Below are 25,531 nucleotides of genomic sequence, written 5' to 3' on the forward strand. Positions count from 1 at the left end.
GTTGAGGTAGAGGAGGCATACCATTCGTGGATTTGTATAATATTATGCCTGCGGTAAGCACGACATTTATCGTCATTAGCGCGGTTCTGGTCGCGATCGGCTGGGCGCTTATCATCAAGGGCAAGCGCGAGGCGCACAAGAAGACGATGATCGCGGCAGCCGCAGCCGCCCTTCTGTTCTTTATCATTTACGTGTCACGGACCATATTTGTCGGCAATACCTCCTGGGGCGGCCCTGAAGGATTGAAGACGATCTATCTCATCTTCCTGCTGTTCCATATTGTACTCGCTACCGTGGCGGCCGTATTCGGCATTACGACATTGATTAGCGGATTCCGCTCCAAATTTAAGCTGCATCGCAAAATCGGAAAAATCACCTCGATCATCTGGTTCATTACAGCCATCACCGGCGTGACCGTATATGTGCTTCTTTATTTACTGTACCCTGGCGGCCACACGAAGCCGGTCATCGAAGCCATCTTCGGCTAGATACGCACTCAAGTCAAGGCCCTTATGCTTGCTTCCGTTGAGGGAGCCTGGCATAGGGGCGTTTTTATCGTGCTCTCTTCAGTCACGATCAAGCATCCCGGACGAAGGAAGATTCCTTGCCCCGGAATGCTTTTTTTATGGATGTCAACCTAAAAACGCATACCGACGGAAACGAGTATTGACATTAAAATGACGAAGTGAGTATACTGTGTATAAAGATATATACAGTGAGCACAGTGATCATGGAGCCTGCGCCTTCAAGATGCAGGACACGAGAGATGCTGAGTCTCCATCGATGGATTCGAGAAGTGAGGGGATACCGGTGAATAAGCAGTTGAAGGATGCGTGGATGCTGGTCAAGACGGACCTGATTCGCTTTAAATGGGGGGTCTTGTTCACACTGTTGTTCAGTGGTTATATGGGGGCTATTTCGACGCTGATGCTGAATGGCTTGTTGAAACCGGATCAGGAGGGCGATACTTTAGTTCTGCGGGCGGTTTTTGATTTTGTCTACCTTATCACCTTGCCGAATTTCGGCTTCTTTTTCTCCCGGCGCAACACGCGCTATTTACAGGAGGATTCTTATACGAAATGGATGAGGAAGCTGCGCATTCTTCCGATTGATGTGGGTACGATCGCGCTATCACGCTATATGATGCTGGCGGTGGCCTTCGTTCTGAATATGACGGTGTTCTTAACCGCACAGATGATGCTCAGCGACAGTCTGCAATCGACCTTCTCGCCGCTGTCGCTCATCGCCTATGTGCTCGTTCTGACTGCATTCTCCGTCGTGGTTCAGACGGTTTACATCCAGTTTGAACTGGGCAAGCATGCCGGGGGCTACCTGCGAATTGTCTTACGTGGCCTTGTCCGGGGGAAGCATGATGATGGCCGTTATCTATATAGCCAAGCATTATCCGTGGATTAGCGGCTTGATCGCCGCAGGCGTCATTGTCCAGACATTCATTATCGGCATAGCCGCCACCCGGAATACGATTCGCAATCGGGATCTCGACTAGACGTTCATAGCCTCTGCACGGGGAGAGTGTGACGATATCAATATGAAGAGTCAGGGGGTGGGCAGGCGGTGTTCATACCGATTGACATTAATGAGAACAGCTCGGAACCGTTATATGCGCAGATTACGAATCAGCTGCGCGCGTTGATTTTGAGCGGTTATCTCGATGAAGGGATGCTGCTGCCGTCCATTCGTGAATTGTCCCATCAATTGCGGTGCAGCGTGATTACGGTTCGAAGAGTATATCAGGATCTGGAAGGGGAAGGGCTGCTGCGGACGAAGCAGGGAACGGGGACGTTCGTTGCGCCGGTCGGGATCGGCGAGCGGGAGCAGTACCGCAAGCGGGCCGTGGAAGAAGCGCTCGTGGCGGCGATCGAGGCCGCCATGCGGGTAGAAATGTCCGCGGCAGAGCTTGCGCATATGCTGGAGGACTTGATACGGCAGAAGAAGATGAAGTAATTCGTCAATAGGGAGGAAATGTGATGAATACCGAACCGGTCATCGTCTTGAAGGATGTGATGAAGCGGAGGGAACGCCTGCAAATCGGACCGCTGAACATACAGATTCCCCAAGGCTGCGTCACCGCGATTGTGGGAACGAACGGGGCCGGGAAGACGACGCTGATGGGGATGTGCATGGGCTTCATTAAGCCGGACAGCGGCAGTATCTCGCTCTTCCAGGAGACGTATCGACCGGAGCTGGACACGTCTGTCAAGGCGCGCATCGGTTATGTGGCGGAGAGCCCCAATTCGGAGGAGGATGATCTTACCGCGGAAGCGGCAGCAGCCTTCTCCGCCTACTGGTATGAGCGATGGGATTGGAAGTTGTATCATCATCTGATGGCCCGGTACGACATCCCCCCGAAGACGAAGCTCAGGAAGCTGTCCAAAGGGATGCGCCGCAAGCTCGATCTTATCCTGGGCATCTGCCCGCAGCCGGACCTCCTGCTGCTGGATGAGCCATCTTCCGGCTTCGATCCGATTTCATGGCGGATGATGATCGACGATTTGAATTCGTATTTGGAAGAAGGCCATCGTTCCATTGTCATTGCGACGCATATTATCGAGGAAGTGAAGCGGCTGGCTGATTATGTTCTGTTCCTGCATAAGGGGCAGGTGCTGCTCATTATCGAGAAGGATGCGCTGTTCGATGCCTGGAAGGAATTCTGGGTAGAAGGGGAGGCCGAGGATTATGCCGGCGTTCCGGGCGTAGTCAAGGCGATCCAGGAACGGCACGGGGTACGGCTGATTGCCAGCCAGGCGGATCGGGCAGATGCGTTCCTGGCGGAGAACGGCATGATTCCGATGCAGACGGCCGGCATTGAGCTGGATGATATTCTGGCGTATTTAATTGAGTTGAATCAGGGGGTTCGAGGCGAATGAAGCCATTGGAGTTGAAGCAAGTCGTGAAGCAGTATGCGGACAAGACAGCCGTCAACGGCTTGAGTCTGGACGTGGAAGAGGGGGAAATTTACGGTCTGCTCGGGGCGAACGGCGCGGGGAAAACAACGACGATGCGCATGGTGCTTGGCCTTATTTACCCGGATGGAGGAGAGATCCGCTATAACGGCCAGCCGTTCCATACGGAGCTGCAGCGGACACTGGGGTACCTGCCGGAAGAGCGGGGCATGTATCCGAAAATTCGGGTAAGCGATCAGGTGACCTACTTGGCGCAATTGCGCGGAATGCCGCGCAAGGAAGCGGACCGGAACCTTAAATATTGGCTGGAACGCTTCAATGTGCCGGAGAACTATAACAAGAAAATTGAGGAGCTGTCCAAAGGGAATCAGCAAAAGATCGGGTTCATCGCGGCCATCGTGCATAAGCCGAAGCTGCTCATTCTCGATGAGGCGTTCAGCGGGCTGGATCCGGTCAATGTCGAGCTGCTGAAGGAGACCGTCAAGGAGCTTCGCGACCAAGGCACGAGCATTCTGTTCTCGACCCACCGAATGGAGCATGTCGAGGAGCTGTGCCGCAATGTGACGATTTTGCAGAAGGGCAACGCGGTCGTTCAAGGCTCGCTGCGGGAGCTGAAGTCCCGTTACCCGCGGGAGCAGGTGCTGCTTCGGACCGCCGGGGAAGTGGAAGGGCTGGCCTTGATTCCGGGGGTAGCCGACGTGAACCGGACGGAGGAAGGATACCGCATTCGGATCAGCGACGAGGCTGCGGCACAGGAAATTTTGCAGAAAGCGCTCGCCCAAGGTCCGATTCAGCACTTCGAAGTGAAGGAGCCGACCTTGAATGAAATCTTCATCAAGGCGGTAGGAGGTGATTCGAATGAATAATGTATGGACGGTCATCGGATTTACGCTGCGGACCAAGCTAATGACCAAATCGTTTCTTATTTCGACGTTGATTCTCGCGCTGCTGATTAGCATAGGCGCCAACGTCCCGTACTTTATCTCTTTGTTCTCGAATAACGAACCGACGACGATCGGCGTCGTCTCCGGGCCGCATCCGGACATCGCGAAGTCGCTGACCGATCATTATGCCAGGCAGGAGAAGGCGGACTTCCGCTTCGTTCCGTATACCGATGCGTCGGAGGAGCAGTTGAAGAAGGATGTAGAGGCCAGCAAGATCGAAGGGTATATTACATTCGAGGATAAGGCGCAGGGAGAATTTCCGCTTGTTGTCTATTCCGGGAAAGATGAGCTCGGCATGGAGAAGGAATCGAAGCTGACAGGCACGCTCGCGCTGATTAAGACGGAGTGGCTGGTCAAGGATTCATTGACACCGGAGCAGATTGCCCAATTGAACGAGCCGGTTCAAGTCGAGAGCAAGACGATTTTGAAGGATGGGGGCACTGCGGGCGAAGAAGAGAACCCGGCCAAGAAAGGGGTATCGGTCGTTGTCGTTACCGTGCTCATCATTTTGTTTTTCATGACGAATACGATGACAGGGAATATGATCGCGTCCGAAGTTACGCAGGAGAAGAGCTCGCGCATTATGGAAATTCTCATTACGAGCGTCTCGCCGCTCGCCCAGATGTTCGGAAAGATTATCGGGATGTTCATCCTCGGGTTAATGCAGATCGGACTTTTTTTCCTCGTCATGATCGGGAACTTGATGCTGCCGCATAACAGCGCGCCGCTGGAGGCCATTAACTTCGATATGTCGATGATCGATTGGGGTGTTATAGGCGGCGGCTTGCTGCTCTATGTGCTGGGCTACTTCCTGTACGCGACCCTGTTCGCGGCCGTCGGCTCGATCGTGAGCCGGACGGAGGATCTCGGCCAGGCGATCATGCCGATTACGATGCTGACGATGGCGGCGTTCTACATTGCGATCTTTAGCATCTCAACGCCGAATTCGCTGCTGGTGAAGATTTCTTCGTTCATTCCCTTCTTCACGCCGACCTCGATGCTGCTGCGTCTTGGCGTAGGCGAGGTAGCCTGGTGGGAATTCGGGACATCGATCGTTATCCTGCTCGCCTCGGTCTTCGTGTTCGGCTGGCTGGCGGCGAAGATTTACCGCACCGGCGTCCTGATGTACGGCAAGCGCCCGTCGTGGAAAGAGATCCGCAAGGCGATGAAGGCGTACAAGATTTAACATTTCTCGAAACGATCTTCACCGTAAATTTACAAAAAAGACTAAAGCTGATGAAGCAAGAAATCCAGCTTTGGAGGCAGAATTAGAAAATAAAAAGACGGCCGTTATTCCAAATTCAGGGATACCGGCCGTCTAATGTTTTTCGATGTTTAGTTGCTTAGTGAAAAAAGCAAGTTACTCAGTGGTCTCCTTTCATCGGATCTCCTTTTTTTAGGTTTGACTTCTTGATTTTTCGGAACAGTGTTGATAAACTTCACCTTAAAAGGCTATGGGAATAAATTCACATTCTTTGTCCGATAAAAACTCGTATACAGCCTTGACCTTAACGGAGGTGTGCCGCATAAGTATGAGCAAAGCAAAGGTACTCGTCGCCGATGACGAAGACTATATTCGAAAGCTGATCACCACTGTTCTTGAAAGCGATAACATGCAAGTGTTTCAAGCGAAGAACGGAAGCGAAGCGATGGATATGATCCAAAAGCAAGCCTTTGATCTGATCATTCTTGATATTGTGATGGATCATATCGACGGTTACGGCGTCCTCGGGAAAACCCGCGCACTCGGTATCAACACCCCGATCGTCTTCCTTAGCGGCAAGAAGGAAGACACGGATCAGATCATCGGCTTCGGCTTGGGTGCCGACGGTTACATCACCAAGCCCTTTAGCCCGCAGGTTATGTGCGCCCAGGTGAAAAATCACATCCGGCGCTACCGCGAGATGCTTGAATCGAAGGATAAGATTTCCAAGTTAGCCTTGGGGCCGTTCCTGTTCAATCTGAAAACGTATACGTTCTACAAAAACGGCGAAGAAATCACGCTTTCCTCCAAAGAAGCGCTGCTGATGAAATTTTTGATGGAGCATCCCAACCAGGTGTTCAGCAAGGAGCAGCTGTACCAGAACGTCTGGAAGGAAACGGTGATCGACGACAATACGATCATGGTGTACATCCGGCATCTGCGAACAAAAATCGAGGATAAGCCCGATAAACCGAAATATATCCAGACGGTATGGGGGATCGGATACCGTTTTACTGTGGAAACCTAGAACAAAATTGCATAAGCCGAAAGACCGTCAGGATCATCCTCCTGACGGTCTTTCTTTTTCCTGCAAATCTTAAAAAATAATAAGATTTGATCAGAATACTTTAAGAAATGCAATTTACACTAAATTTATCTCAACCCCAGAGGAGGATGATCCAACATTCGATGGGAGAAGCATTACACGCTTGATCATTTCGATGTCGGAAAGGAAGAAATTCATTGAAAGAGCCTCGACAAGAATGTCCGCTATGTCACGGGAATGGAAGGACATTGGACAAAAACGGGCAAATTTGCGATCAATGTGCGGACTTGCTTGAGTTTGGTTACCCATCCTTCCCCGCTTACCCGTTAAGCGAAAAAACAGCCGAATACCAGGAAGTTCGATCGCGGAAAAATGGGAATCGTTTACAGTGAGCGCAACCACACGAAGAGAGGTGTTCCATTAGTATGGGGAAGCGCCGTTTCTGTAAACGCTTACATACCTCGTGGCCCTGTAATGCATTCAGTTTAGGAGGAAACAACGATGTCAAAACTATCACCAACGTTAGGTTCCGAGGGGATTGGAACCTCCTCAAAGGGAAATTTTCTATCCCTTAACATGTACGGGGTGCCTTTATGGGCATGGTTTGCCGGTTTTGTAATCCTGACTTTATCTATTGTCACCAAATCTATCGAAACCTCTTTTGCCGGAAGTATTATGTTATTGTATGTTGTGGGATTTTTCTTTGGAAAGGTCGGAGATAACCTTCCGATCTGGAAAGACTATCTCGGCGGCGGCGCCTTGCTTTCTTTCTTGGGCGCTTCATTTTTAGTGGCGCAAGGGGTTATTCCTGCAGAAGCAGTAGACGGAGTAAAGAATCTTTTTGACGATATGGGATTGCTTGACTTTTTTATTGCGGTCATTATCACCAGTTCCATTTTGGCAATTAATAGAAAGTTTTTGGCCAAAGCTATTGGCGCATTTATTCCGATGGTTGTCGTCGGTACAATTACTGCAATCATCTTTGCGATTGTAGGCGGATTCCTTGTAGGCGTGCCTTATAAAGAAGTCGTCATCAATTATGCATTTCCGATTATGGGCGGCGGAAATGGCGCCGGCGCCATTCCGATGAGTAAAATTTGGGGCCAAGTTACTCAGCAAGACCCGACAATTTGGTATTCCTCGGCCATCGCAATCTTAACAATCGCCAACATTTTCTCCATCATTTTCGCAGCAATTTTAAATGGAATCGGAAAGAAAATGCCGAAGTGGACCGGTAACGGCGAATTGATTAAAGGTCAAGTCACTGCTGCAAACGAAGCCAAAAAAGAAAATAAGGCTACAATGACGGACGCAGTTTTTGGGCTGTTTGTGGCCATGGCCTTCTTTGCTCTGGCAAATTTGGTCGGTAACGGCCTCCTTCCAAGTATCGGTTCTTTCAAGATTCACCCTTATGCTTACATGGTTATCTTTTTGATCCTTGCAAATGGATGTAACGTCATTCCTCAACGTGCAAAAGACGGGTTGAAAAAGGTTAACGAATTTATGATGGGTAAAATCATGTATGTCTTTTTGGCAGGTGTCGGTATCACTTTTACCGACTTTAGCGCACTGCTTCATGCCGTTAATCTGCAAACCGCTGTGATTAGTATCTTTACGATTGCAGGCGTTTCCGTCGGATGTTGGTTCTTTGCTAAATTGGTTGGCTTCTATGAAATTGAAGCCGTCATTGCCGGCGGTCTGTGCCACGTTAACCGAGGCGGCTCGGGTGACCTTGAAATATTGGGCGCATCGAACAGAATGATCTTGATGTCCTATGCGCAGCTGGCTACCCGTCTCGGCGGAGCCATGATTCTGGTGGCTGCAGGCGTAATTTTCGAGTTGTGGTTGAAGTAAATGAGATAAGGGCGGGTTGGCGTTTGCGGCGCCGGCCGTCTTTATTGTTCCGGCTTCTATTGTCGTTGCCATCTCACGGCTTTCTCGATCCCGACCAATGTATCGCAAGCGAAAATCTTTAAAAAATTTTAAGATGAAGCCAGAATACTTTAAGATTTTCGTTTTACGATGGGTATATCTCGAGATAAGCAGGTTCGTTAAGAATGATTTACAAGTCGGAATCTGGGAGTCACTTAAAAATTAATTCCCTCTCGTCCATATTGGAATCAGGATGCCTCCATCCGTATAAAGTGGGCGACTAGAGATGGCCCGGAGAGGAAAAACGATATGTATTTCAAACTTGACAAGCTGCAAAACAAAAAAAGTCTGCTGTATTTCATTATGCTGTCGGCGCTCCCGGTTGCCTTTCTGCTTCTTGTCTGGATGGCCTATGGTTCCTATGTCAATGACGAACGGACCGTGATCACTCAGCAACAGCAGCAGCTTTTGACGATCGCCAAATTGACCGCCAGGAACCTGGAGGTGTCCTTTAAAGAGCAGGTTCACAATCTTGGAATCGTCGCGGGAAACCGCGGAGTTGCCCTCGGAATGGCCAATGCCGATCCGGTGCCGGTAAAGCAGGCGATTGAAGCTTATTACATGGCAAAAAATCAAGGGATTGACAGAATTTGCGTTATCGATAAAAAAGGGAAAACAGTAGGTATTTTTCCCGAAACCTCCGCTACCGAAGCGGAGACTATTCGGACAACCATTGAAGATGAGATTCAAAATGTTCTGAGGGAAAAACAGGCTCTGATCGGGGAGGCCAAGTTTGAACAACCTGGAAGGTATATTACAAATATTTACCAACCTGTGTTTCTAGATCAGGAATTTGAAGGTATTCTCGTCAGTTCGGTTGATCTGAACGCTATATATGAACTTTTGGTCAAGCCGTTCCGAGTCGGCAAGAAGGGCTATGTCCACGTAAAGAACGATCAGGGGGTCTACCTCATGCATCCGAATCCGTGGAATATAGGGAAATCCCTGGAGAGCCTGAAAATCGCTTATCCCGAACTGGATTTTAGGGATCTGGACACGTTAATGGATTTTCAGTTAAGCGAGGAAGAAGGTTCGGCGGTTTACCATTCCTATTGGTGGATGGAGCAGAGTCTGGAAAAAACCAAGAAGTTTGAAGCTTTTTCCAAGGCTCACTTTGGCGTTTTTTTTTGGATCGTCGCCGCGGCTATGGATTATGAGGACGTAAAGGGGCCCATTGCCGAAAATCGTTTCAAAACCATGGAGATTTTTTTCATGATCTTATTAATTTTATCCGGTGCTATCTTCATGGTCATGAAGGCTCAGAAAAATAAAAAAGCCCTTGAAGTGGAGACGAAGTATTTGAGGGAGCTGAACGCGACTCACGAGCAGATAAGGAAAAAGGATCTGCAACTGGCGCACGCTCAAAAGCTTCAGGTTATCGGTACGTTGACCGGTGGAATCGCTCATGATTTCAATAACTTGCTAACCCCGATTTTGGGGTATTCGGAAATCATGCTGAACAAGTTGAGTCCTCAGGAAGAAATGTACGATTATGCGAACGAAATCTATGAAGCGTCTGAAAAAGCCCGGAATATTATCGAACAAGTGCTTGTCTTTAGCCGTTCGGATAACGGGAAAGGCAAATATGAGCCCGCAAACGTAGCTGCACTGGTTGAGGAAACATTGAAACTTGTCGAGCCGATTATAACGCCAAATATTGATGTCGTTTATGAAAAGCTCGATGGCAGTGCCGTCATTCTAGCTAATAAAGTCCAGATCCATCAGGTGGTAATAGATCTTTGCACCAATGCGTATCAGGCGATGAAGGGTCAAGGCGGGACTCTGAAGGTCAAGGTGGAGACGCTCTCTCTCCACGAGGCCCGAAAAATAAATGAATCCGCACAGGACGCTCCACGCTTTGTCAAAATATCCGTGTCGGATACGGGATATGGCATGAGTAAGGAAACGATGTCCCAAATCTTCGATCCGTTCTTCACGACGAAGTCAACCGGAGAAGGCACAGGACTCGGGTTGTTCATCGTGTACGGAATCGTCGAGAGTCATAAAGGATTTATAACGGTGGAAAGTGAAGTCCGAAAGGGGAGCGTCTTTTCGGTTTACATTCCTCAAGCCACATTACAGGTGAATGAAGGCCCGTCTTGTCCCTTGCCTGTTCCTAAGGATTCAAAGACCGTTCTGCTTATCGATGACAAGATCAAGGTTTTGAAAGCGATGAAAAAAGGTCTTGAGCCCTTCGGTTTTAAGATACAATCCGAATCGAGCAGCGTTGAAGCGATCAAAACAGTCGAATCGAACCCGACCAAGTTCGACGTTATCATCACCGATCAAGCCATGCCCTATATTAAAGGCCTGGATTTGGCGGAACGGATGAAAACGCTAAATCCGCAAATCAAGATCATCTTAGTGACCGGATTTGTGGAGGAAAAGGTCGTGGAGTCCAAGGAACGGTTCATCATAGACGATTACATGTGTAAGCCGGTAACCGGATCGGAACTGGCCAGAAAGATCAAGGAGCTGTTCCAATCCGCAGGCTGAAGGCACAGACATAGTTAGCGAGGTGTTCACTTTGGAAATCAGCAGAGTAGGGATAGCGGGTACGCTTGAATCAAGCGATATCACGATATCCATCGAACAAAACGAAGGCAAGGGCATCGAAATCGATCTGATCAGCACGGTGGAAAACCAGTTCGGCAATCAGATTCGCAAAGTCATCCGGGAAACGCTGGAAAGCATGGGGGTAGCGGATGCGCTGGTACGCGCCAACGACAAGGGCGCACTGGATTGCACCATACAGGCGAGAGTCAAGACGGCTGTCGGCAGAGCGGTCCATGACAACCACCATCCATGGGAGGCGGAATAAATGCAAAAGCTTAGACGAACGATGCTCTACGTTCCCGGCAACAATCCCGGCATGATCCGGGATGCCCATATATACGGGGCGGATTCGATCATGATCGACCTTGAGGATTCGGTTTCGGTCAACGAGAAGGATGCGGCGCGTCTGCTCGTATACCATTCGTTGAAAACGTTCGACTTTGGCGGAACGGAGGTGCTCGTTCGGGTCAACGGTCTCAACACCCCTTACGGCAGGGACGATTTCGAGGCGATCGTGCGGGCGAAACCGCATGCCATCCGATTGCCGAAGACGGAGACAGCCGACGATGTCGTCGAAGCGGACGAATTAATCACGGAGATTGAGCGCAGGATCGGCATGGAGCACGGCACGATCAAGCTGTTCGCCGCGATTGAAAGCGGCAAGGGTGTGTTGCACGCCGAGCGCATAGCCACGTCCAGCAGCCGGCTCATCGGGATTGCCCTTGGTGCTGAGGATTTCGTAACCGATCTCAAAACGACTCGTTCGGCCGACGGCATTGAGCTGCAGACGGCCCGCAGCATCATCTTGTTCGCCGCAAGGGCGGCGGGCATCGATGCGATCGATACCGTCTTCTCGAACGTCAAGGATGAGGAAGGCTTTGCGAACGAAGTGAAGCTGATCAAGCAGTTGGGCTTTGACGGCAAGTCCATCATTAACCCGCGCCAAATTGAGATCGTCAATCGCATTTACACGCCCACGGAGGACGAAGTACGCAAAGCCTTGCGGGTCATTGAAGCCATCGAGGAAGCGGAAGCCAAGGGCTCGGGCGTCATCAGCCTGGACGGCCGGATGATCGACCGTCCGATCGTCGAAAGAGCCCGCAGAGTTCTTAGCTTGGCCAACGCGTAAAAATAACACGGAATAAGGTGAATGTGATGCATAATGAGGCAGGAAGAGAAATTCCCTTGCATATCGACGGGCTCGGCTCGCTGACCCCCTATCATAAGAAGCAGGTCAACGGCCAGTATAAAAATACGGAGAGGCTCAAGGATCGCCAGCAAAATCCCGCCAAAAACAAAGTCATCGCTTCGATTGAAGCTGCCATTAAAGCGACCGGCTTAAGAGACGGGATGACGATCTCGTTCCACCATCATTTCCGCAATGGAGACTATATCGTCAATATGGTCATTGATAAAATCGCCGAGATGGGCATTCGCGACCTCGTGCTCGCGGCCAGCTCGCTTACGGATATTCATGCTCCATTGGTCAAGCATGTGCAGAACGGCGTCATCCGCCGAATTGAAACGAGCGGCCTAAGAGGCGAGCTCGCGCAAGCCTATTCCCACGGCCTGATGGACATTCCCGTCGTCATCAACTCCCACGGCGGCCGGGCGCGGGCGATCGCATCGGGAGAATGCCCGATCGATGTCGCGTTTCTCGGCGTGCCTTCGTGCGATCCGTACGGCAACGCCAACGGCTATTCGCGGGGCAATGCTGCGGCTTCGGCCTGCGGCTCGCTCGGCTACGCGAAAGTGGATGCGCAGCACGCGAACCGTGTCGTCATGATTACCGACAACTTGGTCCCGTATCCCAACGTGCCTTTCGGCATCCCGGAATCGCAGGTCGATTACGTCGTCGTAGTCGATTGCATCGGCGACCCGAAGGGAATCGTCTCGGGAGCTACCCGCTATACGAGCAATCCGAAGGACCTCCTGATCGCCCGCTATGCCGCGGACGTTATCGAGGCTTCCGGTTACTTCCTGGACGGCTTCTCGCTGCAAACCGGCTCAGGCGGCGCTTCCCTTGCGACGACACGGTTTTTGCGGGACAAGATGCTGGCGCATAATGTCAAGGCAAGCTTTGCCCTTGGCGGTATCACCCAACAGATCGTCGAGCTGCACGAAGAAGGCTTGATCCACCGGCTGCTCGACGTGCAGAGCTTTGACCTGAAAGCGGTGGAATCGCTGAAGAACAACCGCTTCCACCATCAGATCGACGCCGAGTATTATGCGAGCCCCGACAACGAGGGATGCGCGGCGCACCAGCTCGATGTCGTCGTACTGAGCGCGTTGGAAATCGACCTTGATTTCAATGTGAATGTTATCACAGGCTCCGACGGCGTGATTCGTGGCGCTTCGGGCGGACATTGCGACACTGCGGCCGGAGCTTCCGCCTCGATTATTGTCGCTCCGCTGATCCGCGGCAGAATGCCCACGATTCTCGACAAGGTCAATACGATCATTACCCCGGGCCATACGGTCGACGTGCTCGTCACCGATCAGGGCATCGCGGTCAACCCGATGCGGGACGACCTGCTGCACAACCTGAAAGCAGCCAAGCTTCCGGTAGTGACGATTGAGGAACTGAAGGAAAAAGCGACCCGCATCGTCGGAAATCCGGAGCCCATCCAATGGGAGGATAAAATTGTCGGCGTTGTCAAATACCGCGACGGTTCGGTCATCGACGTTATCCGCCAGGTAAAAAACAAATAAGATCGGGCGTGTCTGATCCTATCGAAGAGGAGGTCGTATTGAACCTGGTGTTCAATATGAAATAAACCAATGAGCATAAAAGAAATGGCGTTAAAAGCGCATAAGGAGAGCAACGGAAAGCTGCAAATCGCGGGAAAAATGCCCATTAACAACAAAAATGATCTGGCTATTGCGTATACGCCGGGAGTAGCCGAGCCATGCAAAGAAATCGCCAAAGACAAAAGCAAAGCTTACGAGTATACGATCAAAGGCAGCACTGTTGCCATTCTTACGAACGGCACGGCGGTTTTAGGGCTTGGCGATATCGGTCCGGAGGCGGGATTGCCGGTAATCGAAGGCAAGGCGCTGCTGCTTAAGGAATTCGGCGGCGTGGATGCGTATCCGATCTGTATCGACAGCTATGATCCGGATGAGATTGTCAGAACCATTCAAGTCATCGCTCCGGGCTTCGGCGGCATTCATCTGGAAGACATTAAAGCCCCGGAATGCTTCTATATCGAAGACAAGCTGAAAGAGCTGCTCAATATTCCGGTCTATCACGACGATCAGCACGGCACGGCCATCGCGGTATTGGCCGGCTTGTACAACGCGCTAAAGATCGTCAATAAGCCGCTTGCTAGCGTAAACATCTTGATCAACGGCGCAGGCGCATCAGGAATCGCCATTGCGAAGCTATTGCTTGCAGCCGGAGCCAAGCATATCGTATTGTGCGATATCAACGGGGCCATTGTCGAGAACGACGATTCCATTAACGAAGCACAGAAGAGTATAGCGATGGCTACGAACCGAAGCCTCGAAACGGGCCCGCTTGAACAGATCATCAAAGGCAAGGACGTATTTATTGGAGCGTCGGTGGAAGGCGTGCTAACGAAAGAAATGGTGCAAACGATGAATCCGGACAGCATTATTTTCGCGCTTGCCAACCCGGTTCCGGAAATTTTGCCGGATGAAGCGTTTCAGGGCGGCGCAAGAATCGTGGCCACCGGCAGATCGGATTTCCACAATCAGATCAACAACCTGCTGGTGTTCCCGGGTATATTCAGAGGCGCTCTGGATGTCAAAGCAGTCGCTATTACCGATGAAATGAAGATCGCCGCCGCCAAAGGAATTGCCGAATTGGTGCAGGATGATGAGCTGAACGAGCAATATATCGTCCCGGACGCACTGGATAAAAGAGTAAGTGCCGCCGTCAGCGAAGCGGTCAAAACGGTTGCCCGGCAACAGGGGTAGCAAGACAATAATCGGCCCTCCCGCGGCTCCAGCGGCGGGACAAATATGGGTGCGTATTCGTCCATACCTATACAGGGGCAGGACGCGCTTCCTTTATTGGAGAGAATGCCATGTGGACAGATCAACTGCAGGAACAGGTTCTAAGGTTGGAATCCGGGCGTGATATCAGCAGGCTCCAGGCGTTCCTTGGCACGCAGGGACTGACGGTGGACAAAGAAATGGAATATGCCGTGGCCATCGTGGACGATGGCCGAATGGTGGCCACGGGCTCCTTCTCCGGCAGGGTGCTGAAATGCATCGCCGTCGATGACGAATATAAAAGCCAAGGGCTTTCGGCCCGGGTCGTCACGCATCTGGTGAACGAAGAATACCGGAGAGGCCGGACGCACCTGTTTATTTTTACCAAGCCTGAGAACAAGCGGATATTTTCCGGGCTCGGCTTTCATGCGATCGCCGAAGTGCCGCCTGAAATCGTGCTGCTGGAGAATCGAAGGGACGGCGTACAAAAGTATCTCGATAACGCCCTTCGCGAATCCGGCGAAGCGGTTCCTTCGGCGGCGATAGTCGTCAACTGCAACCCGTTTACATTAGGACACCGGCACTTGATTGAATATGCCGCCGCCAGGTACAATAGGCTGCATGTATTCGTCGTCCGGGAGGACAGGTCGATTTTTCCGTCGGAAATCAGATACAGGCTGGTGCAGGACGGGATCAAGCATCTGTCCAACGTAGTACTGCATTGGGGTAAGGATTATATCATATCCGACGCTACCTTTCCGTCTTATTTTATGAAGAAGGATGAGGACGTGGCGGAGACCTATGCCAAGCTTGACCTTACCCTTTTTACCCGATATATCGCGCCTTCTTTGCAGATTGAAAAAAGGTTCGTAGGCGAAGAACCGTTCTGCGAGGTTACCCGCGCCTATAACCGGATCATGAAAGAGATGCTTCCTTTCTGCGGAATCGAAGTGGAGGAAGTGCCGAGATTGGCAGCCGGCGGAGTGGCCATCAGCGCATCGAGAGTCCGGGAGCTGATTCGTAAGGGCGATATGAATGCCGTACAAGAACTGGTTCCGGACACGACCTACACGTTCCTGATGTCGCCGGGGGCCGATGAAATTATTCGTCGTATTCGGGGAGAGACGCCATGATGCAAGAGGTTGAAGTAACCCTTGAACAGATGCTGCTGGCCCGCGAAGACAGGGCGGCCACACAAAGAAGACTTCTGGAGACCTTCTCGCTGCCGTTAATTTCCTTTACGGTAAACATCCCCGGTCCCCGGAAATCCACTTCGACGAGCAGGCAAATTTTCCACGAGGGGTATCAGAGCCTGATTCATCGACTGACAATGAATCGAATATCTCCGGTCTATCTGGAAACTTATAACCTTGCGACGGGCTCCGAAGCATTTATTGTCGTCGATGCGGATGAACGTGCGGTCAAGGAGCTTGTCATAACGCTGGAAAATCTGCATCCCCTGGGCAGGTTGCTGGATATGGACGTTATCGGGCGCAACGGAACGATCGTATCCAGAGAGGAGCTGAGTCATCCCAAGCGCAAGTGCTTGCTGTGCGAACAGGACGCGCACGCATGCGGACGGAGCAGGGCGCATTCCATAACCGAGCTTTTGCACGCTATTCACAAGATCGCGGACGATTATTTTCAGAAGGAGGCCGCCCATGCAAGAACGCCGGAATCGTCTGTTAACTATATGAAGAAAGAGGGAAAATCGTATGGCAGCTCTACATCTTCCAACCGCTGAGCGCGATGAAGCATCCGTCGTCTGCGGGAAAGAAATTCTCGCCAAGCCGTTACTCAATAAAGGCGTGGCCTTTACGCTGGAAGAGCGCAAGAAATTGAAGCTCGAAGGATTGCTGCCCCCCATCGTGCTGACCTTGGAAGATCAAGCCACACGGGCCTATGAGCAATTTCTCGCGCAGCCGAACAAGCTGCGCCAGAACATCATGCTGAACGATCTGGCAAAGCGAAATACGGTTCTGTTCTACCGTCTGTTGACCGATCACATCAGCGAGATGCTGCCCGTTATCTACACGCCGACGGTTGGGGAAGCGATCCGGAATTACAGCCTGGAATACCATAGCCCCGACGGTGTGTACCTTTCGATCGACGACATCGACGGCATGGAGGAGACGTTCGCCAATATCGATGCGGAGCCGGACGATATCGATCTGATTGTCGCCACCGATTCCGAAAGCATCCTGGGGATCGGCGACTGGGGAGTAGGCGGCATTAATATTTGCATCGGGAAGCTGGCGGTTTATACGGCAGCCGCGGGCATCCATCCGGGCCGGGTTCTCGCGGTCGTGCTCGATGCGGGGACGAATAACGAGAAGCTGCTCAAGGACCCGCTTTATATCGGCAACCGTCATGAGCGGATCACAGGGGAACGGTATACGGCATTTGTCGATACCTTTATTGCCAAGGCGCTTGAGCGGTTCCCGAACGCCCTGCTTCATTGGGAAGACTTCGGCATCGTGAACGCCCGCAACATTATCAAGTCCTGGAAGGATCGAATCCTCACATTCAATGACGATATTCAGGGCACGGGCGCGGTTACGCTTGCCGCCATCTTATCGGCACTCAAGCTCACGGGTGTTCCCCTGCGGGAGCAGCGGATCGTTGTCTTCGGCCCCGGCTCGGCGGGCACCGGCAATGCCGATCAGATCAGCCGGGCGATGATGGCGGACGGACTTTCCGAAGAGGATGCGTACGATAGATTTTGGGCCATTGATCAACGCGGGCTGCTAACGGACGAGATGGACGGAATACTGGAATTCCAGCGGCCTTACGTTCGAAAAGCCGATGAAGTGGCGGACTGGAAACGCTGCGAGAAGGGAACCATTCCCCTGCTGGAAGTCATTCGCCAGGTGAAGCCGACGATTCTGATCGGCACATCCGGCGTGGCCGGCGCTTTCACGGAAGAAATCGTCAAAGAGATGGCGAGGCACGTGGAACGGCCTATCATCATGCCGATGTCGAACCCGACAGCTTTAGCGGAAGCGGCGCCGGGCAGCTTGATCGAGCGGACGGACGGCAAAGCGCTGATCGCCACAGGCAGCCCGTTTGAGCCTGTTGCGTATAAAGGAACGGAGTATGTGATCGGGCAATCCAATAACGCGTTCGTGTTTCCCGGCCTCGGCCTTGGCTCCATTGTCGTGAAAGCCAGGCTGATCACGGAAAATATGTTCACGGCTGCTGCATCCGCCGTAGCCGGTCTTGTCGATATTACCAAGCCCGGCGCATCCTTGTTGCCCAAGGTAGAGGATCTTCGCAGCGTGTCGAAAGCCGTAGCTATTGCGGTGGCGAAGGCCGCGATGAAGGATGGCGTAGCGGGCGCTCCGACGGACCATATCGAAGAAGCGGTGCAAAAAGCCATGTGGGAGCCGGTTTATAAGCCTCACATCGGATAAAACAATTCCATTTTGGCTTAGGAGAAAGGTGATCTATGATGGCAGAGGTTGAGCTTTGCGAGAAGCTGGGAAAAGATGCGGTGCTGGCGCTGCTGCTGGAGGTTTCCGCCAGTCCGAAGCCGGGTTTGGTTGACCGGTTTAGTCGTGGCGCGCATAAGGACATGGACTTTTTCACCTTTATGGAAAGCTCTGCCGCCCTTTCTTCCTATTTCGTCAAGTGTGCCCGGTTGGGAGCGGAGTTTCGCGGGGACCATCCGCAGGAGCTTTTCAACAGCCTGCGGCCGCTTGGCATGGCGGCCGAACAAGCCATGTTTGACGCTACAGGCGGCGTAAACACCCACAAGGGGCTGGTGTTCTCACTCGGGATCATTTGTGCCGCCGCAGCTTGCTGTATGGTGGAGCAGCAAAGGGCCCGTGTGGATGCAGACGCTCTCTGCGAGCAAATATCCAGGATGACGGCGGGTCTGTGCTCGCGCGAGCTGGATTCCTTGAAGAAGACGGAAGGGCTGACCAACGGGGAAACGCTGTACAGGAAATTCGGCTTGAAAGGAATCCGCGGAGAAGTGGAGAACGGATTTCCTACCGTAAGGAACTGCTCGCTTCCGGCGTTCCGGCATTTAAAATCCCAGGGTGCTTGCCATATGAACGATAGATGCGTGCAGACGCTGCTCCATTTGATGACCGTAAACGAGGACACGAACATTGTCGCCAGACACGACATGGATACACTGGCGTTTGTCCAAGGGCAGGCTCAGCGCGTTCTGGACGCCGGCGGCATGCTGACGGACCAGGGCAGACAAATGGTATGCGAGCTGGACGAGGACTTCATCAAGCGAAACATCAGCCCCGGCGGTTCGGCGGACCTGCTCGCGGTCACCATCATGCTGGACCGCATTTGCAGCGAGGGAACAGAACGTGCATCTGTGCTGCGCGAAGATTAAATATAACCGTTTCCGTTATACGAAGCTTTACCTTCCGGAATCTTCTATGAAGATTGGACCGGAAGCATCCCGTTTGATGGTCTTGCTGTTGCAGTTTTTTTAGAGAGAGACAGGAGTCCATAAGTTCTGCAACTGGAGTACGTATCATGCGTTAGTGGGATAAATGTATAGATTTTTAGGCTAAGGAGGCGACTCGTGCGCTTAAAGCGGCTTCGCCTGCAACGGCTCCGGTTCAGAGCCCACGGCGACTGTCGGGAGGCAGTATGTCTTAAAAGGAGGCTTTCGGAATGATCAATTTTTCGGATATATGGAGGCAGAATGTTGCTGCAAAACGACTATGAGTCGGAGGAAGATAAACCATACACATACCTCTCGGCGCGCCGACGCTTTGTATCATGACGCGACTTATTGAGAGCGCCGGAGTTCGATTGGGGCAAGCTGTGGGGCAATGTGTTGGCCGGATTAGTAGGCGACTCTGGTGGTTCTGGCGGGAATCATCCGCCGAAGACGGGGCCGCGTGAAAAACTGGGGGAAAATGCTGCTGCAGTCCTCCGTATTCTTTCCGGAACGCATTGGCAAAAAAATGATTTGAACAACTGTCATGTTTATAAAAAATGAGTCATAGTCTGTGCCTTGGTAATTTGAAGGAGTATTACTGGTCGGTATTATTATCTCATTTATAACAATAATTTTCACCACTAGCGTTGCATCGAGCGGTTAGTTCATAATCTAATTTCAATTAACATCAATATATGGTATGTATTTACATTTGCGATGTCCGCGCTAAGTCTAAAAAAGTCGCATAGATGCGAATCAACTGGAGGAGGTCCCATGTCGACTTTTTACAGTCCAGTGTTAATTTAATCAGCAAACAGAGAGCATACGCGATTAAAGCAATATACATTTGGTTCCAAATCGCTTCGGCCGTATAACCGCGGGGTTTTACCAATCGAACATGCTGCTTGACCCATTTAAAAAACAACTCAATATGCCAGCGATTTCGATAAATCTCGGCAATTTAGTCTTATCCTCTACCCATTTCTGAATGTCTGGATACCTCGTTTTGGAGTGCGCAACGACCAAGGAGGTGTGCATCTTCACGCCATGGCTACTCTTGGAACAATAGGACCATTTCGCGAGAATGGGAGGTAGTGTAAGTCCCGATGAATCGATTAGCTTGAGTTTGCCAATACCAGGCGTAATGCCGCGTTTCCCTTTTGTTCGTTGCTTGATTCGATCAATGAGCGAGAAAAAGAGCGTTTGGGCCCGGTAATCCAATGACTCGTGTCGAGTAGAATGGACATGTAACCATTTTAGGCATTGACAAATGACGTTATGATTCGGTACGTTGTCCATAGAAATCTCCTTTGTTGAGGCGTTTTATGGATAACGTTTAGGGTAACTCAACAATAGGAGATTTCTTTATTTTTGTCCACGAATATAGTTCGATAAGTTACAAATATGGAGACTTATGGGATAGAAATTTTCGTAAAAAGATTGATGCAACGCTAGTGTTTTTCATTATACTTTTCTATTTCTTTCGAGGGTGGGGCGTTCCCTAAACGCGGCATATGTTTCATAAAAAAACCAGCCAATTATTCCCCCTAACGTGTTTAGAATGACGTCATCAATATCCATGACTTTGTTCGGATAATTCGTTAATAAATCAATACCAAATTGAGTAATTTCTATAAATACAGTTACAGATAGTACGATTAAAAAGGATTTAAAGAAGGAAAACTTCTTAAAAATCAATTGTAGTAAAATAGGAAGGGGAAATAACAACAGCAAATTACCATAAACCTGTATATAGTTATGGTGATTCAATGTAGTTTCTATAGTTTTAAATGGAATTAATTGCATGAAATCATAAATAGTCGGTTGACTTAAATTATGATCTCCAAACAATACGCGGATGGGGAGATAAACTAATTTCATTAAGGCAAGTATGTAAAAAATAAAGGCACCTTGAAGCAATACTCTATAAAATTCAAACTTCTTTTTCCTAATTTTCATACTTGCTAAAAAAATAGAAAAAACAACTGTATAAATGCCTATAAATACGGGAAGATGTAAATCAAAAACAAAACCAATCATATTCGGTCTTTCTCTCCTAATTAAAATGATTCTAATATATTAAAATAATAAAAGATGCGGATCCTTTTTCAATATACAAAACTATCTAGGTGATTCCACAGATGGCACGCCCAACATCCTGATGAAAATCTTGTATGATACCCCCCTTATTATTCCCGCGCTTGATTTTTGGTTCCATAAGTTAGATATAAAAAGAAGCTTTTTGGTTCATGGAAAAACAAAACTATTTTCTCAAAATTTATTCTAACTTACACCGTACACCGAGGGATTATCATGTAGAAAAGTCACAATATTTGTGTGAACAATTTATGTGGAGTCATACTAAAAAATCCTCAGTAGCCTTAGAAAAAGTCTGTTCAATAAAAAATCGGCTTTTCCATTCCAGAAATTTTCTTAGTATGGATTTTACGTAAAAATATTGGTTCTACCCCAAATGAGGGATATTCCTTATCCTTTTGCCTCTGTGACGAACGGTGATGGGCATCCGCCATTCAGCGTGAGGGCGAAGCGGACTTCCGCGGGAAACCGAGAAGAAGTGAACTGACGATTTTTCAGTAAAGTCAAGTAACTCTTAGAAATATGTTACCAAAGCGGCCTGTCTCGAACAACTGGGCCATTTCCCCATTAAATTATATCCTGCTGTGACGGAAACGAAGTACATAATTAAACTCAGTTCAGATTGGCCATTCCATTTATGAATTATTTTTGATTCTGAGAGGTGCAAACCTAGGGATAACAAAGGCGGAAAAGCGGCTGGTGGGCAGGTGGTTACACGTACACAGTTCCCAATAACTGTAACGATTATGTTAAACTGGTACGTACAAATCAGGCAATGGCCTGGTGATCCAGTTTATTCTCATATGGAGGCTTGCACATGACTGATATAACCTTTTACCGAGACGACGCGTTGCCTTTTCTGGAGGTAAAGCGATGCCATAAGAATGACCTGTCATATCAGAAGCATTTTCATGAGGAGTATTCCATCGGTTTAATCGATGAAGGCGAGACGCATGCTTGGTGTGATGGCGTCTTGTGGCGCGTAGAGACGGGACGAATGATCAGCTTTCCGCCGCTCATTCTCCACGCCTGTCAGCCTGCTAACAATGCACAATGGAAATACAAAATGCTGTTCATTAAGCCGGAATGGTTCGCTCAGCTTGAACTGCCCGATATCAACCGGCTTCATATTCCGTTCTTGCTCGAAAAGGAGAAGAATAAAGCCTGCAGCAAGCTGCTCAATCGTACTATGGGGGCACTGACCCGGAACGGTTCACCGCTCGAAATCGAAACGGCGTTAATCGAAATGATGCACAAGCTCGTAAGCAAGCATGCATCCGATCTGACGCATGAGCCTTATGGCATGCTGGAACCGAAGTACGTCAATCTGATCAAGGAATATATCCATGCGCATTATACGGATCGGATCACCCTGGAAACGTTGGAGCAGAAAGCCGGGATCAGCCGATATCATCTCATTCGCATGTTCAAGAAAAGCACGCATGTGCCGCCACATGCGTATCAAAATCTGCTGCGCATCAATCATGCCAAGAAGGAATTGAAAAATCGGCGGCCCATTGCCGAAATTGCGGTGGACACCGGCTTCTATGATCAGAGCCATTTTGCGAAAGCCTTTGCCAAAATCGTAGGGGCAACACCTCAAACTTATGCCATGTCCGTATAGATAAGCGCAATTTTTTACAATCCTCTCCTCCTGTCCTATTGTACATTGGATCTATAAGACAAGAGAGGGGACCACTGAGAGTGACAACGATTGATTTGGAAAAAAAATTTGCCGGGGCGTTGAAGTCCATTGCCCGCCGGCCTGATGTGAAGACCTATTCTAGCAGACGCCGGTCATCTACCAGCTGCTGCAGCGAGCCGCAGCACAGCATGTAACGGGGAAGGAGCGGCCGCCCTGAATGAGCGATATGTTCAGCTTGTGGATCAGGCCATTCGCAGAGGCCATCGGGTGTCGATCGCCACACATGATGAGTCTCTCATTGATGAGGTCATCAAGCGGGGATGGATCCATGAGCCGGGCGTTGAGTTCGAGATGTTATACGGAATTCGGCTGGATTTGTGCAGCCAATTGAAGAAGGCGGGCTATCCGGTTCGCCTTTATTTAACGTATGGCCATGAATGGTATTTGTATCTATGCCACCGGATCGCCGAATATCCGCCTAATCTATTCCAAGCATTCCTCCACATTACGGACGCCGGAAAGGTAGATTCCGCGCTGGAGTATGAATGAAAACTGAGTCTAACACCAAGGGACTCTATTCTCTCAACGTCTATCCACAGTTTGAGTGAGGGTGCATGTTAAGGAGAGGTTTAAAATGTCGGGCTGATGTTTTACTTGCTTTGTTTTAGAAGTGGTTTGTGATTTATATTTTTTGAAATTTTGTTTTTCATGAACCAATGAACTTCTTTCTACATCTAAGTCTATGTATTCAAAATCAAGCGCAGAAGCAGGAGGTTTCAAGATGTGACTTTTAAACACGATTTTCAGCAAGATATTGGCCTGGCCATTCATGGAGATACCGACGCCTTCATCAGGTTGATTCAGGCTCATAAGAATTATCTGTATCACTTGGCACGTACATACCTGAATCACGAGGAGGATTGCGCCGATGCGGTACAGGAAACGATTTTCAAATCGTTCAGGAGCATAAGCACCTTGAGAGAGCCGGCCTATTTCAAATCATGGTTATCTCGTATTCTGATTAACGAATGCATCCAGTTGCTGCGGGCACAAAAACGGATGCGGATCATTGATCAATCCAAATGGAATTGTACAGCCGCGGAAGTTCCTTATGAGGCAATTGAGTTGAAAGAAGCGGTAGCGTATTTGGAGGATCACCTTAAGATCGTCATCCAGCTTTATTATTATGAGGATGTTCCGATTAAGCGAATCGCGAAGTTGCTTGGCGTTCCGGAAGGCACAATAAAATCCCGGTTGCATCGGGCTCGCGAGCTACTGGCGGAAGTCCTTGAATCCCCACACGATAGGAGAATGATGTATGACCCGATTTTAATGCAGGAGGGTCGCCGAAATGATCCGATTCCTTTGCCTCCCGTTGTATGCGAGCGAATCGATGCGGCGCTTTCCTGCTTACCAAGTAGTCATCGATTTAAACTTTGCAGTCGGCTGGTAGAACCAGAGAACCGGTTTTGTTCATCTTGTGAAGGAGATGCTTGGATGGAGGAACCCTTGTTAGACGGAGAGATCAAAATAAGCTACGACTACAGTGAAAAAGATTATGATTATATAGCGGACAACCTGTACGATTACAATGCCAAAGCATCACAAGGATTGCTCAAAAAACCGGAGCATGACGTCTATTTATTTTTAAAGGATAAGTCCGGACAAGTGATTGGCGGTATCTTTTGCGAAACGTACAACTATTGCTTGTATATCGATATGTTCTGGATTGCGGATGATTACCGTGGCAAAGGATACGGCAAGGCGATGATCGCGAAGGCGGAAAGTGCCGGCAAGGAAATGGGCTGCACTTTTGCGCATACCTCGACTTTTAGCTATCAATCTCCGTATTTCTATCAGATCATGGGGTATGAAATTTTTGGCATTCTGGACGACTATCCGAACGGAATCAAACAGTATTTTCTCAAGAAAAAGCTACATTAAGAAGGAGTGAGCCTCATCGTGATTAGCCAACTCCATAAAAACGATCACGACAAAATAAGGCCGTTGCTAAAAAACGACCAGTCCTGCGACTTGACGTTAAACGCTGTCATTAATGGCAATAACCGCGGCACCGTTTACGTGGATAACCCGGAGCATCCGCGTACGGCTATGATCGACGTTACCGGAACGATCACAATGTTCATTGGAGATCCTGCGAACGAGGACTTTCTTCGTCCGCTGCCGGACTTCATCGATAATCAATTGAAGATCGATACGTTGGAATCCTGCGGCGGCACTTATTTTCTGGCGGTTGTAAGCGATGATGCTTGGGGGCAAGCGATAGAGAAAGCCATTTCGCATCGGAATTACGAGACGGATTTTGAGTGGTACCACGCATTCAATGCGAAACGCTTCCATACTTTCAAAAGCGCCTTTAAGCCGTTGCCGGCCGGATATGCGATCCGAAGAATCGATAAAGCAATGATCAAGAACGAAGAAATCCTCTCCGAGGTCTTGAATGAATTTTGGTACTCGATCGACGAGTTTCTTAAGATAGGTTTAGGCTACTGCGTGGTGAAGGGCAACCAAATTATTAGCGCATGTCTTTCTTGCTGTGTAAATGGCCAAGATCATGAAATTAGTGTAGAAACATATAACGACGAAGACATGAATAAAGGTTTCGCCACACTAGCGAGCGCCGCGTATTTGGAGCATTGTCTGGTAACTGGCATAACCCCGCACTGGTCAGCACTTGAGACGAATAAGGAGTCTCTTCGTTTAGGGGCGAAACTCGGGTTTGAATTTGCATATAAGCGCAAGACGTTTGAATTCGAGTTTTAGGTTAATTCCTCTGGAAAGTGGTTGGACGT

The 25,531-nt window shown here is 49.7% G+C and carries 26 protein-coding genes; 23 read left to right on the forward strand and 3 right to left on the reverse strand.

The genetic code is table 11. The features are described from left to right. Positions 1-44: 44 nt before the first annotated feature. The 19 genes from OCY70_RS10505 to OCY70_RS10595 all read left to right on the forward strand — a co-directional run bounded on the left by OCY70_RS10505 (position 45) and on the right by OCY70_RS10595 (position 19,537). Positions 45-488: a DUF420 domain-containing protein gene (locus OCY70_RS10505; RefSeq protein ID WP_373871467.1), complete on the forward strand. Its 444-nt coding sequence runs from the start codon at positions 45-47 to the stop codon at positions 486-488. A gap of 322 nt (positions 489-810) precedes the next feature. Further along, a complete protein-coding gene (locus tag OCY70_RS10510; RefSeq protein ID WP_249725210.1) occupies positions 811-1,416 on the forward strand; it encodes a hypothetical protein in 606 nt (201 codons plus the stop codon). Then, positions 1,376-1,507, forward strand: coding sequence for a hypothetical protein (locus tag OCY70_RS10515; protein ID WP_261944832.1), 132 nt, complete (start codon positions 1,376-1,378; stop codon positions 1,505-1,507). The genes OCY70_RS10510 and OCY70_RS10515 overlap by 41 nt, the downstream gene beginning before the upstream one ends. A 68-nt stretch (positions 1,508-1,575) precedes the next feature. Then, positions 1,576-1,965, forward strand: coding sequence for a GntR family transcriptional regulator (locus OCY70_RS10520; RefSeq protein ID WP_213428820.1), 390 nt, complete (start codon positions 1,576-1,578; stop codon positions 1,963-1,965). 23 nt (positions 1,966-1,988) lie between these two features. After that, the gene (locus OCY70_RS10525; RefSeq protein WP_213428818.1) at positions 1,989-2,888 is read left to right on the forward strand and encodes an ATP-binding cassette domain-containing protein; all 900 of its coding nucleotides are present in this window, start codon (positions 1,989-1,991) and stop codon (positions 2,886-2,888) included. Continuing rightward, the gene (locus OCY70_RS10530) at positions 2,885-3,790 is read left to right on the forward strand and encodes an ABC transporter ATP-binding protein (RefSeq protein WP_213428816.1); all 906 of its coding nucleotides are present in this window, start codon (positions 2,885-2,887) and stop codon (positions 3,788-3,790) included. The genes OCY70_RS10525 and OCY70_RS10530 overlap by 4 nt, the downstream gene beginning before the upstream one ends. Continuing rightward, on the forward strand, positions 3,783-5,054 hold the full coding sequence (locus tag OCY70_RS10535; protein ID WP_213428814.1) for an ABC transporter permease: 1,272 nt from the start codon (positions 3,783-3,785) through the stop codon (positions 5,052-5,054). Before OCY70_RS10530 ends, OCY70_RS10535 begins: the two co-directional genes overlap by 8 nt. A 346-nt stretch (positions 5,055-5,400) precedes the next feature. Further along, on the forward strand, positions 5,401-6,099 hold the full coding sequence (locus OCY70_RS10540; RefSeq protein ID WP_213428813.1) for a response regulator transcription factor: 699 nt from the start codon (positions 5,401-5,403) through the stop codon (positions 6,097-6,099). Between the two features lie 519 nt (positions 6,100-6,618). Next, positions 6,619-7,971 carry a 2-hydroxycarboxylate transporter family protein gene (locus tag OCY70_RS10545; RefSeq protein ID WP_143798125.1) on the forward strand — a complete coding sequence of 451 codons (1,353 nt, stop codon included), beginning with the start codon at positions 6,619-6,621 and terminating at the stop codon, positions 7,969-7,971. Between the two features lie 327 nt (positions 7,972-8,298). After that, the gene (locus OCY70_RS10550; RefSeq protein ID WP_261944833.1) at positions 8,299-10,545 is read left to right on the forward strand and encodes an ATP-binding protein; all 2,247 of its coding nucleotides are present in this window, start codon (positions 8,299-8,301) and stop codon (positions 10,543-10,545) included. Between the two features lie 22 nt (positions 10,546-10,567). Beyond that, entirely contained in the window at positions 10,568-10,870 is a 303-nt protein-coding gene (gene citD, locus OCY70_RS10555; protein ID WP_261944834.1) for a citrate lyase acyl carrier protein, read from the forward strand. Beyond that, positions 10,871-11,734: a citrate (pro-3S)-lyase subunit beta gene (gene citE, locus OCY70_RS10560; protein WP_143798127.1), complete on the forward strand. Its 864-nt coding sequence runs from the start codon at positions 10,871-10,873 to the stop codon at positions 11,732-11,734. A gap of 26 nt (positions 11,735-11,760) precedes the next feature. After that, positions 11,761-13,317, forward strand: a complete 1,557-nt coding sequence (citF, locus tag OCY70_RS10565; RefSeq protein WP_213428807.1) for a citrate lyase subunit alpha — start codon at positions 11,761-11,763, stop codon at positions 13,315-13,317. Between the two features lie 69 nt (positions 13,318-13,386). Beyond that, positions 13,387-14,547: an NAD(P)-dependent malic enzyme gene (locus OCY70_RS10570; RefSeq protein WP_213428806.1), complete on the forward strand. Its 1,161-nt coding sequence runs from the start codon at positions 13,387-13,389 to the stop codon at positions 14,545-14,547. Positions 14,548-14,657: 110 nt separating this feature from the next. After that, positions 14,658-15,698, forward strand: coding sequence for a [citrate (pro-3S)-lyase] ligase (citC, locus tag OCY70_RS10575; protein ID WP_213428804.1), 1,041 nt, complete (start codon positions 14,658-14,660; stop codon positions 15,696-15,698). Continuing rightward, positions 15,695-16,309: a citrate lyase holo-[acyl-carrier protein] synthase gene (citX, locus tag OCY70_RS10580; protein ID WP_249725201.1), complete on the forward strand. Its 615-nt coding sequence runs from the start codon at positions 15,695-15,697 to the stop codon at positions 16,307-16,309. Before citC ends, citX begins: the two co-directional genes overlap by 4 nt. Further along, on the forward strand, positions 16,281-17,978 hold the full coding sequence (locus tag OCY70_RS10585) for an NAD-dependent malic enzyme (protein WP_213428803.1): 1,698 nt from the start codon (positions 16,281-16,283) through the stop codon (positions 17,976-17,978). Before citX ends, OCY70_RS10585 begins: the two co-directional genes overlap by 29 nt. A 35-nt stretch (positions 17,979-18,013) precedes the next feature. Further along, the gene (gene citG / locus OCY70_RS10590; protein ID WP_261944835.1) at positions 18,014-18,919 is read left to right on the forward strand and encodes a triphosphoribosyl-dephospho-CoA synthase CitG; all 906 of its coding nucleotides are present in this window, start codon (positions 18,014-18,016) and stop codon (positions 18,917-18,919) included. Between the two features lie 408 nt (positions 18,920-19,327). Further along, on the forward strand, positions 19,328-19,537 hold the full coding sequence (locus OCY70_RS10595; protein WP_213428800.1) for a hypothetical protein: 210 nt from the start codon (positions 19,328-19,330) through the stop codon (positions 19,535-19,537). Positions 19,538-19,682: 145 nt separating this feature from the next. Here OCY70_RS10595 and OCY70_RS10600 read toward each other — a convergent pair whose 3' ends face one another. From OCY70_RS10600 to OCY70_RS10610, 3 genes are all read right to left on the reverse strand, one after another. After that, positions 19,683-19,901, reverse strand: a complete 219-nt coding sequence (locus OCY70_RS10600) for a hypothetical protein (RefSeq protein ID WP_261944836.1) — start codon at positions 19,899-19,901, stop codon at positions 19,683-19,685. Continuing rightward, entirely contained in the window at positions 19,862-20,275 is a 414-nt protein-coding gene (locus OCY70_RS10605; RefSeq protein ID WP_261948762.1) for a hypothetical protein, read from the reverse strand. Before OCY70_RS10605 ends, OCY70_RS10600 begins: the two co-directional genes overlap by 40 nt. Positions 20,276-20,440: 165 nt before the next feature. After that, a complete protein-coding gene (locus OCY70_RS10610) occupies positions 20,441-21,016 on the reverse strand; it encodes a VanZ family protein (RefSeq protein WP_213428796.1) in 576 nt (191 codons plus the stop codon). Positions 21,017-21,890: 874 nt separating this feature from the next. Between OCY70_RS10610 and OCY70_RS10615 the strand changes: the two genes are divergently transcribed. From OCY70_RS10615 to OCY70_RS10630, 4 genes are all read left to right on the forward strand, one after another. Further along, complete coding sequence (locus OCY70_RS10615) at positions 21,891-22,697, forward strand: helix-turn-helix domain-containing protein (protein WP_213428794.1); 807 nt, start codon at positions 21,891-21,893, stop codon at positions 22,695-22,697. A 234-nt stretch (positions 22,698-22,931) separates the two neighbouring features. Next, positions 22,932-23,267 carry a proline dehydrogenase family protein gene (locus tag OCY70_RS10620; protein WP_390905247.1) on the forward strand — a complete coding sequence of 112 codons (336 nt, stop codon included), beginning with the start codon at positions 22,932-22,934 and terminating at the stop codon, positions 23,265-23,267. A 234-nt stretch (positions 23,268-23,501) separates the two neighbouring features. Continuing rightward, positions 23,502-24,662, forward strand: a complete 1,161-nt coding sequence (locus tag OCY70_RS10625) for a GNAT family N-acetyltransferase (RefSeq protein ID WP_249725197.1) — start codon at positions 23,502-23,504, stop codon at positions 24,660-24,662. An 18-nt stretch (positions 24,663-24,680) separates the two neighbouring features. Beyond that, the gene (locus OCY70_RS10630) at positions 24,681-25,502 is read left to right on the forward strand and encodes a GNAT family N-acetyltransferase (protein ID WP_213428793.1); all 822 of its coding nucleotides are present in this window, start codon (positions 24,681-24,683) and stop codon (positions 25,500-25,502) included. The last annotated feature ends 29 nt before the right edge of the window (positions 25,503-25,531 follow it).

This window comes from Paenibacillus melissococcoides, from assembly GCA_944800085.1.
Classification (GTDB): domain Bacteria; phylum Bacillota; class Bacilli; order Paenibacillales; family Paenibacillaceae; genus Paenibacillus_B; species Paenibacillus_B melissococcoides.